This window comes from Streptomyces olivaceus, assembly GCF_000721235.1.
In the GTDB taxonomy this organism is placed as follows: Bacteria; Actinomycetota; Actinomycetes; order Streptomycetales; family Streptomycetaceae; genus Streptomyces; species Streptomyces olivaceus.
In genome coordinates this window covers 15,411-28,585 of sequence record NZ_JOFH01000026.1, presented here as the reverse complement: position 1 = coordinate 28,585, position 13,175 = coordinate 15,411, and the positions used below count along the sequence as shown (strand labels likewise).

The 13,175-nt window shown below is 73.1% G+C and carries 16 protein-coding genes; 11 read left to right on the top strand and 5 right to left on the bottom strand.

What is annotated here, in order from left to right; genetic code table 11:
* The first annotated feature begins 16 nt into the window (after positions 1-16).
* The 3 genes from IG94_RS0126355 to IG94_RS0126345 all read left to right on the top strand — a co-directional run bounded on the left by IG94_RS0126355 (position 17) and on the right by IG94_RS0126345 (position 3,149).
* Positions 17-742, top strand: a complete 726-nt coding sequence (locus IG94_RS0126355) for a DNA alkylation repair protein (RefSeq protein WP_031042165.1) — start codon at positions 17-19, stop codon at positions 740-742.
* Positions 743-1,017: 275 nt separating this feature from the next.
* Positions 1,018-2,196 (top strand): elongation factor Tu, encoded by a 1,179-nt coding sequence (gene tuf / locus IG94_RS0126350; RefSeq protein ID WP_031042162.1) that lies wholly within the window; start codon positions 1,018-1,020, stop codon positions 2,194-2,196.
* A 107-nt stretch (positions 2,197-2,303) separates the two neighbouring features.
* Positions 2,304-3,149 (top strand): spermidine synthase, encoded by an 846-nt coding sequence (locus tag IG94_RS0126345; RefSeq protein ID WP_031042158.1) that lies wholly within the window; start codon positions 2,304-2,306, stop codon positions 3,147-3,149.
* Between the two features lie 19 nt (positions 3,150-3,168).
* Here the strand turns inward: IG94_RS0126345 and IG94_RS0126340 are convergent, their stop codons facing one another.
* Both IG94_RS0126340 and IG94_RS0126335 read right to left on the bottom strand, forming a co-directional pair.
* On the bottom strand, positions 3,169-4,194 hold the full coding sequence (locus IG94_RS0126340; RefSeq protein ID WP_031042154.1) for a DUF8017 domain-containing protein: 1,026 nt from the start codon (positions 4,192-4,194) through the stop codon (positions 3,169-3,171).
* 168 nt (positions 4,195-4,362) lie between these two features.
* Complete coding sequence (locus tag IG94_RS0126335; RefSeq protein WP_031042151.1) at positions 4,363-5,286, bottom strand: DUF8017 domain-containing protein; 924 nt, start codon at positions 5,284-5,286, stop codon at positions 4,363-4,365.
* 84 nt (positions 5,287-5,370) lie between these two features.
* Between IG94_RS0126335 and IG94_RS0126330 the strand changes: the two genes are divergently transcribed.
* Together IG94_RS0126330 and IG94_RS0126325 are read left to right on the top strand one after the other, a co-directional pair.
* Positions 5,371-5,808: a DUF4442 domain-containing protein gene (locus IG94_RS0126330; protein ID WP_031042148.1), complete on the top strand. Its 438-nt coding sequence runs from the start codon at positions 5,371-5,373 to the stop codon at positions 5,806-5,808.
* 81 nt (positions 5,809-5,889) lie between these two features.
* Positions 5,890-6,513, top strand: coding sequence for a DedA family protein (locus IG94_RS0126325; RefSeq protein WP_031042146.1), 624 nt, complete (start codon positions 5,890-5,892; stop codon positions 6,511-6,513).
* A gap of 62 nt (positions 6,514-6,575) precedes the next feature.
* On the opposite strand, the gene IG94_RS0126320 is transcribed toward IG94_RS0126325, so the two are convergent.
* Positions 6,576-7,133: a gamma carbonic anhydrase family protein gene (locus IG94_RS0126320; RefSeq protein WP_031042143.1), complete on the bottom strand. Its 558-nt coding sequence runs from the start codon at positions 7,131-7,133 to the stop codon at positions 6,576-6,578.
* A 106-nt stretch (positions 7,134-7,239) separates the two neighbouring features.
* On the opposite strand from IG94_RS0126320, the gene IG94_RS0126315 reads away from it, so the two are divergent.
* The 3 genes from IG94_RS0126315 to IG94_RS0126305 all read left to right on the top strand — a co-directional run bounded on the left by IG94_RS0126315 (position 7,240) and on the right by IG94_RS0126305 (position 9,302).
* Positions 7,240-8,055, top strand: coding sequence for an acyltransferase (locus IG94_RS0126315; protein ID WP_031042139.1), 816 nt, complete (start codon positions 7,240-7,242; stop codon positions 8,053-8,055).
* A 70-nt stretch (positions 8,056-8,125) separates the two neighbouring features.
* A complete protein-coding gene (locus tag IG94_RS0126310) occupies positions 8,126-8,698 on the top strand; it encodes a helix-turn-helix domain-containing protein (RefSeq protein WP_031042136.1) in 573 nt (190 codons plus the stop codon).
* A gap of 43 nt (positions 8,699-8,741) precedes the next feature.
* Positions 8,742-9,302, top strand: a complete 561-nt coding sequence (locus IG94_RS0126305; RefSeq protein ID WP_031042133.1) for a YbaK/EbsC family protein — start codon at positions 8,742-8,744, stop codon at positions 9,300-9,302.
* 64 nt (positions 9,303-9,366) lie between these two features.
* Here the strand turns inward: IG94_RS0126305 and IG94_RS0126300 are convergent, their stop codons facing one another.
* Positions 9,367-9,774, bottom strand: coding sequence for a CoA-binding protein (locus tag IG94_RS0126300; RefSeq protein ID WP_031042130.1), 408 nt, complete (start codon positions 9,772-9,774; stop codon positions 9,367-9,369).
* Between the two features lie 165 nt (positions 9,775-9,939).
* On the opposite strand from IG94_RS0126300, the gene IG94_RS0126295 reads away from it, so the two are divergent.
* Positions 9,940-10,566 carry a YigZ family protein gene (locus tag IG94_RS0126295; protein WP_031042128.1) on the top strand — a complete coding sequence of 209 codons (627 nt, stop codon included), beginning with the start codon at positions 9,940-9,942 and terminating at the stop codon, positions 10,564-10,566.
* Between the two features lie 198 nt (positions 10,567-10,764).
* Here IG94_RS0126295 and IG94_RS0126290 read toward each other — a convergent pair whose 3' ends face one another.
* Positions 10,765-11,247 carry a MarR family winged helix-turn-helix transcriptional regulator gene (locus IG94_RS0126290; RefSeq protein ID WP_031042123.1) on the bottom strand — a complete coding sequence of 161 codons (483 nt, stop codon included), beginning with the start codon at positions 11,245-11,247 and terminating at the stop codon, positions 10,765-10,767.
* Between the two features lie 178 nt (positions 11,248-11,425).
* On the opposite strand from IG94_RS0126290, the gene IG94_RS0126285 reads away from it, so the two are divergent.
* Complete coding sequence (locus tag IG94_RS0126285) at positions 11,426-12,577, top strand: PP2C family protein-serine/threonine phosphatase (RefSeq protein WP_031042120.1); 1,152 nt, start codon at positions 11,426-11,428, stop codon at positions 12,575-12,577.
* Positions 12,578-12,690: 113 nt separating this feature from the next.
* Positions 12,691-13,116 carry a DUF6003 family protein gene (locus IG94_RS0126280; protein ID WP_031042116.1) on the top strand — a complete coding sequence of 142 codons (426 nt, stop codon included), beginning with the start codon at positions 12,691-12,693 and terminating at the stop codon, positions 13,114-13,116.
* Positions 13,117-13,175: the final 59 nt, after the last annotated feature.

Sequence of the window (13,175 nt, the reverse complement as noted above, 5' to 3'; positions counted from 1 at the left end):
CCGTATGGTGCGTCTCATGAGCGTCACAGGCGAGGGAATTCCGGGCGACGTGCCGCGCAGCGCTCTGGCCGACACGGTGCTCCGGCGGCTCCCCGCCGTGTACGCTGCCGCGGCCGACCCCGGGCGGGCCGCGCAGAACCGGGCGTACATGCGGGACGTGGCCCCTTTCCTGGGGCTGGCCTCGCCCGTTCGCCGTGGGCTGTCCCGCACCGTACTGGCCGGCGTGCCCCGTCCCGACGAGGCGGACTGCACGGCGGTGGCGCTGCGCTGCTGGCGGCTGCCCGAGCGCGAATACCACTACTTCGCCGTGGACTTCCTGCGCCGCAATGTGACGTACTGCTCTTCCGGCTTCCTGCCCGTGGTCCGGTACCTGCTCACCACCGTGCCCTGGTGGGACACCGTGGACCTGCTCGCCGCGCACGTCGTCGGGGGACTGGTCGCGGCCGACCGCGGCCTCACGGCCGACATGGACGCCTGGATCGAGGACGAGGACCGCTGGCTGGTCCGCGCGGCGCTGCTGCACCAACTGCGCTACCGGGAGAACACCGACACCGAGCGCCTCTTCGGCTACTGCGCGCGCCGGTCGGGCCACGGCGACTTCTTCGTCCGCAAGGCCGTCGGCTGGTGTCTGCGCGAGTACGCCAAGACCGATCCGGACGCGGTGCGCGCCTTCGTGGCCGGGCACCGGACGCGCCTCGCACCGCTGTCCGTGCGGGAGGCGCTGCGGAACGTCGGGCCGTAGCGCCGGCGCCCCGCCGCTTTCGAACTGTCGTTCCCTCAAAAACCATTCGACGTGGGACGAGGCGTCGGCGAGGATCGGCGTCATGTTCCGGTACGCCTTCCACCTCGCAGCATCCGCGGTCGCGGATGCCCCGAAGGCTGCCGTCCCCCACCTCACCGCCGCAGTCGACGGCGCCCGAAGCTGACCCTCCCCGGAATGTCCGGCGGACCCCGCAGGGGGAGGGTCGGCCGGCCCCAGGGGTTCCCACCACCGCCACCAGGCTTCGAGGTAGCGCCATGTCCAAGACGGCGTACGTCCGCACCAAACCGCATCTGAACATCGGCACGATGGGCCATGTCGACCACGGCAAGACGACCCTGACCGCCGCCATCACCAAGGTCCTCGCCGAGCGCGGGGGCGGCGGCACCACCCCCTACGTTCCGTTCGACCGCATCGACCGCGCCCCGGAGGAGGCGGCGCGCGGCATCACCATCAACATCGCGCACGTCGAGTACGAGACCGACACCCGGCACTACGCCCACGTGGACATGCCGGGCCACGCCGACTACGTCAAGAACATGGTCACCGGCGCCGCCCAGCTCGACGGCGCGATCCTGGTCGTCTCCGCGCTGGACGGGATCATGCCGCAGACCGCCGAACACGTGCTGCTCGCCCGGCAGGTGGGCGTCGACCACATCGTGGTCGCGCTCAACAAGGCCGACGCGGGAGACCCGGAGCTGACCGACCTCGTGGAGCTGGAGGTCCGCGAACTGCTCACCGCGCAGGGGTACGGCGGCGACGCCGTGCCCGTCGTACGGGTCTCCGGGCTGAAGGCGCTGGAGGGCGACCCGAAGTGGACGGCCGCCGTGGAGGCGCTGCTCGACGCCGTGGACACCTACGTACCCGTGCCCGAGCGGTACCTGGACGCGCCGTTCCTGCTGCCGGTCGAGAACGTGCTCACCATCACCGGCCGAGGCACCGTCGTCACCGGCGCCGTCGAACGCGGCACCGTCCGCGTCGGCGACCGCGTCGAGGTGCTCGGCGCGTCGGCCGAGACGGTCGTCACCGGCCTGGAGACGTTCGGCAAGCCCATGGCGGAGGCGCAGGCCGGGGACAACGTGGCGCTGCTGCTGCGCGGGGTCGCCCGCGACACGGTGCGGCGCGGGCACGTGGTCGCCGCACCCGGCAGCGTCGTGCCCGGGCGGCGCTTCTCGGCCCGGGTGTACGTGCTGTCGACGCGCGAGGGCGGCCGCTCGACACCGCTCACCACCGGTTACCGGCCGCAGTTCTACATCAGGACCGCGGACGTCGTCGGCGACGTGGACCTCGGCGAGGCGGCCGTCGCCAGGCCCGGGGACACCGTCACGATGACGGTGGAACTGGGCCGGGACGTGCCGCTGGAGACGGGACTCGGATTCGCCGTCCGCGAGGGCGGCCGGACCGTGGGGGCGGGGACCGTGACCGCCGTCGGGTGAGACCGTCGCCGGGTGCGGGTGCGGGTGCCCGGCCCAGCACTCGGCGCCCGACGCCTGGCGCTCGACACCCGGCGCCCGGGCACACGGTGCTTGGCACAATGGGGCGGGTGAACGAAGCCATACCCGTCAGCCGCGTCACCGACCACGGCACCGCCAGGCTCATGCCCGACGTCGACCGGCCGCGGGCCTGGCTGCTCACGGTCGACGGCGCCCCGCAGTCGTACGTCGACCTGGACGAGCCGGCCCACCTGGAGTTCGAGTACACGCGCCGGCTCGGTCACGTCCTGGACACGGTCGCCGAGCCGGGGCGTGCCCTCGACGTGGTGCATCTCGGGGGCGGCGCGTTCACGCTGCCCCGGTACGTGGCCGCCACCCGGCCAGGCTCCCGGCAGGACGTCGTGGAGGCCGACCGGGGGCTCCTCGCCCTGGTCGCCGAGCACGTGCCGCTGCCCGCGGGCGCGCACGTCGCCGCGCACGCCGCCGACGCCCGTGCCTGGCTGGAAAACGCCCCCGCGGACTCCGCGGACGTGCTCGTCGCCGACGTCTTCGGGGGCTCCCGGGTGCCCGCGCACCTGGCCTGCGTCGGCTACGCCCGCGAGGCGGCGCGAGTGCTGCGCGCCGACGGCGTGTACGTGGCCAACCTCGCCGACGGGGCGCCCTTCGCCTTCCTGCGGGCGCAACTCGCAGGGTTCGCCACGCTCTTCGAGGAACTCGCGCTGATCGCCGAACCGGGGGTGCTGCGCGGACGCCGCTTCGGCAACGCCGTCCTCGTCGCCGCGCACCGGCCTCCGGACACGGCGGCCCTCGCCCGGCGCACCGCCGCCGACGCCTTCCCGGCCCGGGTCGAGCACGGACGGGCCCTGCGGGACTTCATCGGCGACGCGCGCCCGGTGCGGGACGAGGACGCGGCGCCGTCGCCCGAGCCGCCCGCCGGGGCGTTCGGCATCGGCTGAACGGCGCGCGCCACGCCGGCTACGACTCGGTCGGCGGTTCCTCGGTGAGGCGCACGGTGCTGAGGATCTTCTGCACGGTCTCCTGAGGGATCTCCTCGTCGACGCCCTTGGCGCCGTACAGGTTCCAGGTGACGAAATCGCCCGCGCCGTTCTTGAACGCGAAGGTGATCGCCTTGCCCTCGGTGTCGCACTTGCCCTTCTTCTTCGCGCCCTCCGAGTGCGCCTCGATGACGCTGCCCTTGATGCCGGACGCGGTCGTGTACGGCTTCGACTTGCCGTACTTCACGGCCTTCTTGTCGGGCTCGGTGAAACCGCCGAAGATCCACCACGGCACCCGCGTCTCGGCCGCCTGGTCGGTGTCCTTGGCGCCGCTCTCACCACGGGTTCCCGCGGTGGCGAGCGCGGTGCTCTCCTTGCGGCCGTCCTTGTTCTCGTCGGTCGTGCACCACTCGGACTTCAGGTAGGCCGGGGCGGTGACGGTGGTGCGGTCCGTCTTGCCGTCCTCCTCCCACTCGAAGCCGACGCTGGTGCCGGGGCTGTCGAGCTCCCAGTCCGCGGGCACGTCGAAGAGGGTGCCGAAGCGCGGGTTGGCGACGACCTTCCAGCCGTCGACGGTGGCCTGCTCTCCCTCGCCGCCCCGCGGGTTGTCGTCGGAGCCGGACGCGCTCGGGTCCGCGGACGGGGCGTCGGACTTCTCGGCGGGCGCGCTGGCGGACGGCTTCTTGTCCTTGCCCTCGTCCGCCTCGTCGTCCTTGTCGCCGCCGAGCACCAGGAAGCCGGTGACACCCGCCGCCACGACGACGGCGAGCGCCGCGACGATCGCGACCAGCTTCGTCCGGTTGCCGCCGCCGTCACCGCCGCCGCCCGTCACCGGCTGCGGGACGGTGGCCGGCTGCGGTGTGCTCCACTGCTGCTGGCCGTACGCGCCGGGCTGCTGCTGGTAGCCGGGCTGCTGATACGGATTCGGCTGCTGGTACCCCGACTGCTGGTACGGATTGTCCTGCGGGTTCTGCTCGCCCCCGGGCGGCTGCTGTCCTGGCCACATGAGCAGTCACCCTAACGTCGCCCAGGACACGATTCGGTCACCGGCCCTTGTCAGGGACGTACCGAAGTGGGGAACGGCGCGCGAGCCGGGAACGCTTCCGCGGCCGGGAGCGTACGCGGTCCTCAGGAACGGGGACGTATCCGGTCCTCGGGAACGCGTATCCGGTCCTCAGGAATCCGACGGGGTGTACTCCCTGACGGTGGCGAGGATCTCGCGGACGGTCGTCTCGGGCACCTCGTCGTCGACGCCGGCCGCGCCGAAGAACGACCAGGAGGCGAAGTCGCCGTCGGCGGTCTCGAAGGCGAAGGTGGTCGCCTTGCCCTCCACGTCGCACTTGTCCTTCTTCGCCACCCCGGACGACCGGGAGGTGGCGACGCTGCCCCGGATGCCGGAGGCAGTCGTGAAGGACGTCACCGGTCCCGTCGAGACCTTGTCCCGGTCGGGCTGCGTGTAGGCCCCGTAGACCCAGGCCGCCGAGTCGGTGCGGGCGACGTCCTCGGTGCTCCGCGCGCCGTTGTTGCCGCGGGTGCCCGCGCTCGCCAGGGGCGTGTGGTCGACGGAGCCGTCCCGGTCGCCGTCCGACGCGCACCACTCCTCCTGGAGGACGGCGGGCGCCTTCATGGCGACCAGCGGCTTCTCGTCGGGATCGTCGTCCTCGGCGACGTAGGTGACCCAGTCGCGCGACTGAGGTGCCCAGGAGGCCGGTACGTCGAAGGCGATGCCGTGGTCGGGGTTGGCCACGACGGTCCAGCCCGCGACGGTCGGCGCCGGGCCGCTGTCCCCGCTCCGCGGGTCGTCGGCGGCGACGGAGGCGGAGGCGGATGCCGAGGAGGCGGCGGGGTCCGGCCCGGCCGCGCGGTCGGCCTCGTCCCCGCCCAGCAGGACCGCCCCGGTCACGGCGGCCGCCACCACGACCGCCGCGGCGGCCCCGATCGCCACGAGCTTCGTTCGGCCGCCGCCCGGTCCCCGGCCCGGCGGGCCGCCGGCCGGTGGACCGGAGGCGACGGTGGGCGCGTTCCAGGGCGCGGGCGGCTCCTTGTACGGGTTCGGCTGCTCCGGGCCGCCGGCGGGCGACTGCTCTCTAGGCCACATGGGACAGCAGCATATGGCGATCTTCCCGGGGCCTGGCCCTTGGATGCTACTCGCGGGTAACCTGCGCGCATGAGCGCAGACCAGATGTCGATCGGCGAGTTGCTCGCCGCCACGGTGCCGATGGTGCGGACCCTGAACCTCGAGTACCTCGAGACCACACCCGAGAAGGCCGTCCTGGTCCTCCCGGACCAGAGCGAATACCGCAACCACGTCGGCGGGCCGCACGCCGGAGCCATGTTCACGCTGGGCGAGTCGGCCAGCGGCGCGGTCGTACTGGCCGCCTTCGGGGACCAGCTCTCCCGCGCGGTGCCGCTGCCGGTCACCGCCGAGATCGCCTTCAAGAAGATCGCCCTCGGCCCGGTCACCGCCACCGCCACCCTCGGCCGCCCGGCCGCCGAGGTCGTCGCCGAACTGGACGCCGGCAGCCGCCCCGAGTTCCCCGTGAGCGTCGCCATCCGGCGTGAGGACGACGCGGTCACCACGGAGATGACCGTCATATGGACCCTGCGGCCCAACAGCTGAGCCCCGCCGACCCGGTACCCTTCCCGGTGCGCCTCTGATCGCGGCGCACCGGGAACACGTACGTGAAGCGGAGGGTGGGCGTTGCACGTCCAGGAGTGGCTCGACACGGTGCCCGCGGCAGCCGTCTACGCCGTCGTCGCACTGGTCATCGGTCTGGAGAGTCTGGGCATCCCGTTGCCCGGCGAGATCGTCCTGGTGTCGGCGGCCCTGCTGTCGTCGCAGCACGGCGGCATCGACCCCCTGGTCCTCGGCGCCTGTGCCAGCGCGGGCGCGGTGATCGGCGACTCCATCGGGTACGCCATCGGCCGCAAGGGAGGCCGGCCCCTGCTGGCCTGGCTGGGGAAGAAGTTCCCCAAGCACTTCAGCGAGGGGCACATCGCCACCGCGGAGCGGTCCTTCCAGAAGTGGGGCATGTGGGCCGTGTTCTTCGGCCGCTTCGTCGCCCTGCTGCGCATCTTCGCGGGCCCGCTCGCCGGCGTGCTGCGGATGCCGTACTGGAAGTTCCTGATCGCCAACGTCCTCGGCGGCATCGTCTGGGCGGGCGGCACCACCGCCGTCATCTACTACGTCGGCGTCGTCGCGGAGTCCTGGCTCAAGCGCTTCTCGTGGCTGGGGCTGGTCCTTGCGGTCCTGATCGGCGTGGCCTCGATGCTGATCGTCAAGCGCAAGGCGGGCAAGGCGCAGCCGGTGACCGCGGGGGAGTGAGCGCCCGCACTGCCGCGGGGCCGCGCCGGCGCGGCCCCGCCGCCGGGGGCGCGGCCGGCCGCCTACTCGCCGGGGCCGGTCTTCCGCGGAGCCTCGCCCACCGCGTCCCGATGCTGCCCGGCCAGTGCCGCGTACATCGTGCCGTTGAGCGTGACGCCCTGCCGCTCCTCCTCGGTCAGCTCCCGCTTCACCTTCGCCGGCACCCCGGCGACCAGCGACCCCGGCGGCACCCGCATCCCCTGCGGGACCAGTGCCTGGGCCGCGACCAGCGAACCGGCGCCGATCACCGCGCCGTTGAGGACCGTGGCGCCCATGCCGATCAGGCAGTCGTCCTCGACGGTCGCCCCGTGCACCACGGCGTTGTGCCCGATGGAGACCCGCTCGCCGACGGTGACGGGGAAGCCGGGGTCGGCGTGGAGCGTGCAGTTGTCCTGGACGTTGCTGCTCGCGCCGACGGAGATCCGCTCGACGTCGCCGCGCAGTACCGCGCCGTACCAGACGCTCGCCCCCGCGTGCAGTGTCACGTCCCCGACCACCGAGGACGTCGGCGCCACGAAGGCCTCCGCGTCGACCTTCGGGTCCCTGCCGCCGATGCCCGTGATCAGCGCCTTCTGCGTCATCATCGCCTCCCGCTCGGTGTTGTACGGCACCGTACGCCACCCGGTGGGGTGAAGATCACAGCACTGCGCGGTCCTGGCCGCGACCCCCGCCGACTACCGTGAGCGGGTGCCCAAGCGCAAGAACACGTTCTCGTCCTGGCGGAGCCGCGTCGCACAGCGGGCCGTCCACGCGGGCTGGGCCTGGGTGCAGCGCACCGGCTCCGTCACCGCCGCACGTCCGGGACGCTTCCGCTTCGGCGCGCTGGGCACGGGCACCCGGCTCGCCTTCCCGCTCGGCACGGTCTTCGGCGAACCCTGGATCCACCTCGGCGCCCACTGCATCATCGGCGAGCAGGTCACGCTGACCGCCGGGCTCATGCCCGACCTCGACCTCGGGCCCGAGCCGATCCTGCGCATCGGGGACGGCGTCGTCCTCGGCCGCGGCAGCCACGTCATCGCGGACACCACCGTCACCATCGGCAGCGACTGCTACTTCGGCCCGTACGTCTACATCACCTCCACCAACCACTCCTACGACGACCCGCACCGGCCCATCGGCAAGCAGTGGCCGCGGATGGACCCGGTGGAGATCGGCCCCGGCTGCTGGGTCGGCACCGGCGCGGTGATCCTGCCGGGCGCGCGGGTCGGGCGGAACGTGGTCGTGGCCGCCGGTGCCGTCGTCCGCGGCACGGTCCCCGACCACGCCGTGGTGGCGGGCGCCCCCGCGCGCGTCGTACGCCGCTGGACGCCCGCGGAGGGCTGGCAGCCGCCGCTGCGCACCCCGGCCCCGGTGCCGATCCCCGACGGGGTGACGCCGGGACAGCTGCGGGAGCTGTCCAAGCTGGACGAGGAGACGGTGGCCCGCCTCGCCGAGCTGGACGACGACCCGGACCGTGCGGCGGACCCGCCGGGACGGTTCCCGGAACCGGCGGCGGAGAGCTGAACAGGAGAGCGCGCGGCAGGCCGTACGGCAGGCCGCGGCAGACCACAACGGACAACTCACCGGACGGAACGTGGCGGATCTCGACCTGCTGACCCAGTCCCTGGCGCGCAACGTCAAACGCTGGCGCAACGAGCGCGGCTTCACCCTGGAGGCGCTCGCCGCGCGCGCCGGCGTCAGCCGCGGCATGCTCATCCAGATCGAGCAGGCGCGCACCAACCCCAGCCTCGGCACGGTCGTGAAGATCGGCGACGCGCTCGGCGTCAGCGTCACCACCCTGCTCGACCGGGAGCAGGGCCCGACGGTCCGTGTCGTCCCCGCCGAGCAGGCCGTGCGCCTTTGGCACACCGGCGCCGGCAGCTTCAGCCGGCTCCTCGCCGGGGTGGAGGCCCCCGGCCCGCTGGAGATGTGGGAGTGGCGGCTGATGCCGGGCGAGAGCAGCCACTCCGACCCGCACCCCGCCGGAACCGCCGAGCTGGTGCACGTGACGGCCGGGGAACTGACGCTCACCGTCGACGGGGCGGCCCACCGCGTCCCCACGGGCGCGAGCGCCTCCTTCGAGGCGGACACTCCGCACACGTACGGCAACGAGGGCGACGAGCCGATGGACATGATCATGGCGGTCTCGGTGCCGCCCGTCCGCTGAGACCGCCGTCCGCGGCGCGGCCCGCCGTTGCTAGCGTGCCGCCATGCACGCACCCATCGGCAATTTCGACAGCGCCGCGCCCGCCCCGGACCGCCTCGGCGAACTGACCCGCCCGGTCGCCGACGCCGTACGCCACTGGAGCGGCACCGTGCCCGCCGACCAGATCGTCTACGTCGACACCGAACCGGAGTGGGCCGACACCGCCACCTTCGTCGAGCACTACGGCCGCGAGCTGCTCGAACGGTCCGCCAACTGCGTGGTCGTCACCGGCAAGCGGGGCGGCGGCACGACACTGGCCGCCTGCGTGGCGCTCTCCACCACCCGGGTCGACGTCAACGGCGTCGTGCGCCGCCACCTCGGGGCGCGCAAGGCCTCCTTCGCCCCGATGGACACCGCCACCGGCGAGACCGGCATGGAGTACGGCGGCATCACCCCGGTCGGGCTGCCCGCCGGCTGGCCCCTGCTCGTGGACTCGGCCGTCGTCGACCTGCCCTACGTCCTGGTCGGCAGCGGACGCCGGCGCGGCAAGCTGCTGGTGCCGGGCAAGGCCTTCGCCGAACTGCCCGGCGCGGTGGTCCTGGAAGGGCTCGGCGCGGCGGCCTGAGCGGAGCGCCGCCCGCCTGCGCCCCCTGCGGGGACGGTTCCCTGCCCCGGGCACTGCCGCCCGGTCAGCCCAGTCGCGGGATCTCGATCGCCGGGCAGCGGTCCATGACCATCTCCAGGCCCGCCGCCCGGGTCCGCCCGTACGCGGCCTCGTCGACGACACCGAGCTGGAACCAGACGGCCCCCGCGCCCTTCGCGACCGCCGCGTCGGCGACCGGCCCGGCCAGCTCGCTGTTGACGAAGACGTCGACGACGTCCACGTCGAAGGGTACTTCCGCGAGGGACGCGTACCCCTGCTCGCCGTGCACGGTCTCCGCCTTGGGGTGCACGGGCACGACGCGCTTGCCGAAGCGCTGCAGCACCTCGGCGACGCCGTACGCCGCGCGCTGCCGGTTGGACGACAGGCCCACCACGGCCCAGGTGTCGCCCAGTTCGGTGAGAATCTTGCGGACGGTTGCCTCGTCGCCGTACACCGGCGGCCTCCTCGGACTCGTGGGCGGCCCTGGTGCCGCGCCACCCGACGGCGACAACGGGCGGCGGCCCGCCGCAATTCCCCTGCGCGTCCCCCGCCCGCCGAGGGCGGAGGAGCGGGCGACCGCGCCGAGGGACGGCCGGGGCCGACCGCATAGGCTGGCCGGATGCAGGACGAGTACCGCACGGTCGCGCGCGCGGGCGTGCACGAGACCGAGATCAACCGCTCCCGCTTCCTGTGCGCCCTCGCCCCGGCCGCCACCGAGGAGGAGGCCCAGGCGTTCGTCGCGGGCGTGCGCAAGGAGCACACGGACGCCTCCCACAACTGCTGGGCGTACGTCATCGGTGCCGACGCCTCGGTCCAGAAGGCGAGCGACGACGGCGAGCCCGGGGGCACCGCCGGCGTGCCGATGCTCCAGATGCTGCTGCGCCGGGACATGCGCTACGTCGTCGCCGTCGTCACCCGCTACTACGGCGGCGTCAAGCTCGGCGCGGGCGGGCTCATCCGCGCCTACGGGGGAGCGGTCGGCGAGGCGCTGGACGACCTGGGCACGCTCACCCGGCGCCGTTTCCGGCTGGCCACGCTGACCGTCGACCACCAGCGGGCGGGCAGACTGCAGAACGACCTGCGCACGGCGGGCCGCGCGGTGCGCGACGTGCGGTACGCCGAGGACGTCACCATCGAGGTCGGCCTGCCGGAGGCGGAGGTGGAGGCCTTCCGGGCCTGGCTCGCGGACGCCACCGCGGGGTCGGCCGGGTTCGCACTGGGCGGCGAGGCGTACGGGGACGCCTGACCCACCGGGCAGCCGCAGGCGGCTGAGCTGCACGGCAGCGACAAACTTGCCGTTTGACAATTATGGGCGCGAGGCAAGAAAGTAGGCGTGTTCATCGAGCATGGGGAAGGATCTGGGATGTCCCGGTGGGCGAAAGCCGCCGCTCCGTGCTCCGGTCACCGGCCCCGGTCGAGGCCGCCTCGGAACGTGCCCGGTCGTTCAGGCGGTCTGCGCATCGGAGGCGTCGTCGTGCTGTATCTGCGCCGCCGCCGCGTCGCAGAACGCCTCCAGTCCCTCCAGCAGCGCCGTCCGCTTGCCCTGAGGCATGAGGTGGAGCACCGCCTGCAGTTCCCGTTCCCTGCGGGCCCGCAGGTCGTCGAGGAAGGCGTGGCCCCGACTGCTGAGGTACAGGCGGACTTCACGCCGGTCGGTACGGCTCACTTCCCGCTCGATCAGACCCGCCGCCTGCAACCGGTCGCACAGGCGGCTCGTGGAGGGCGGGGTGGAGGCCAGGGAGTCCGCGAGGGTGCGCAGATTGATGCCCGCCTGGTGCTCGACGATGAACAGGACGCGCAGCTGGGACGCGGAGGCGGGTGCGGTGGAGGCCCTTCCCCACAGCACTTCCAGCAGCTCCGCGGCCGTGGAGGTCACACGGGCGGCCTCTTCGGGTTCTGGCCGGGGGCGGATGGAAGTCACAGTCACACTCTCGCAGGCACGGGGTCGTCCGTCAGCGTACTAGGCGAGCGCGTCGGCTCGAGGCGCCCGGGTGAACGGCGGCGCTGACGCGAACGGTCTCGTTCGGGGGAAGCCCGAGCCGCCCGTATCCCTCCATGGAATCTTTCACTCAAGGACCGGTGCTCTCATCACTGCGAACAGATTCATGGCCGCTGAGCGGGCTCTGCGCTCAGCGGCCCCCCACGAGTTGCTCGACGCCGTCCGCCGCGTGCTGGTGGACGGGTACGCGGCGCACTCCGTCGAACTCTTCATGGCCGACTACGGTCTGACGGTGCTCCAGCCCGTCGCCGTACTGCCGCACACCCTGGGTTCCGTGTCGGTGTACAACAGCCCGGCCGGGCGGGCGTTCGGGGCGCAGGAGGCGTTCGTGGAGACCACGGCCGACGCCCGTACCGCACGGGTCCACCTGCCGGTCTCGGTGCGGGGCGACCGCCTGGGCGTGCTCTCCGTGACGCTGCCCAGGGACGGCTGCGAGGGCGAGCGGGTGGCCGAGCTGGCCGACATCGCGGAGGTGCTCGGGCACGAGGTGATCGTGGCGGAACGGGACACCGATCTCTACCTCCAGGCACGGCGCAGGGACCGGCTCACGCTGGCCGCCGAGATGCAGTGGCAGCTGCTGCCCGGCCGGTCCTGCGCCCGGCCGGAGTACGAGCTGGGGGCTCAGCTGGAGCCGGCGTACGACATCTTCGGCGACAACTTCGACTGGTCGGCGACGGCCGACCGGCTCCTGCTGTACGCCACCAACGGCATGGGCGAGGGCATAGAGGCGGCGCTGCTCACCAACCTCGCGATCAACGCCCTGCGCAACGCGCGTCGGGCCGGCATTCCCCTCGCGGACCAGGCCGCGCTGGCGGACCAGGCGCTCTACGCGCACTACGCGGGGCGCTGCTACCTCTCCGTCCTCATGCTCGACTTCGACCTGGCCACCGGTCTGGCCCGCGTGGTGGACGCGGGATCGCCGCAGATACTGCGTCTGCGGAGCGGCGCGGTGGAACGGATCGAGCTCGACGCCCAGCTGCCCCTCGGCATGTTCGAGGAGACCGACTACGTGACCCAGGAGTTCGGGGTCGAGCCCGGAGACCGGCTGGTCTTCGTCAGCGACGGCGTGTACGGCGTGGCCTCGCCGGGCGGAGAGGCGTACGGGGAGGCCGCGCTGGCCCGGGCCATCCTCGCGACGCGGCTGCTTCCGGCCGCCGAGGTGCCGCGCGCGATCCTGCGTGAGCTGGCCGACCACCGGGGCGGCCCGGTGCCGGACGACGACGCGCTGGTGATGTGTCTGGACTGGCGGGGCCGCTGACCGGCCGACCGGCCGTTCGCACCGGGTGCACCCGTACGGAGGTGGACCGGTGCCGCTCGGAACGCACTAACATTCATGAGTGACAACCGTGTTGGGAAAGGCGATGCCACGCGATGGCCGATGACGCGTACCTGTTCCTGCTGCCGGACCGTCATCCGCGCCTCGCGGCGCCGTTGGCAGCCGTCGGTCCGCTCGAATGCCTGGAGACACCCGCGGTCCGCGGCTGGCTCTCCGCGCACGGCACGGCGGCGGCCTCCGAGCAGGTCAGGATCCTGGCGGCGGGCCAGGAGACCATGATTCCCGAGGACGCCGAGCGCCTGCCCGTGCCGCTGACCGCGGACGAGGCGGTGCGGGTGGAGCAGGAAGCCACCCCGGCGTCCATCACCGACGTGGAGAAGGAGCTCCTGGGTTTCCGGGACGTCACCCAGGACTGGGAAACGCTGGTCCACCGGGCGCACGCGGCGGGCGTTCCCGCGCCCCGCATCGCCCAGCTCACCGGCCTCGACCCGGTAGAGGTGGGCCGGCTGACCGCGTTCTGACGCCGTATGCCCGACCGGCGAGGTCCCACCCTGGTGGCGCGTCCGCGGCACGGAAGCGG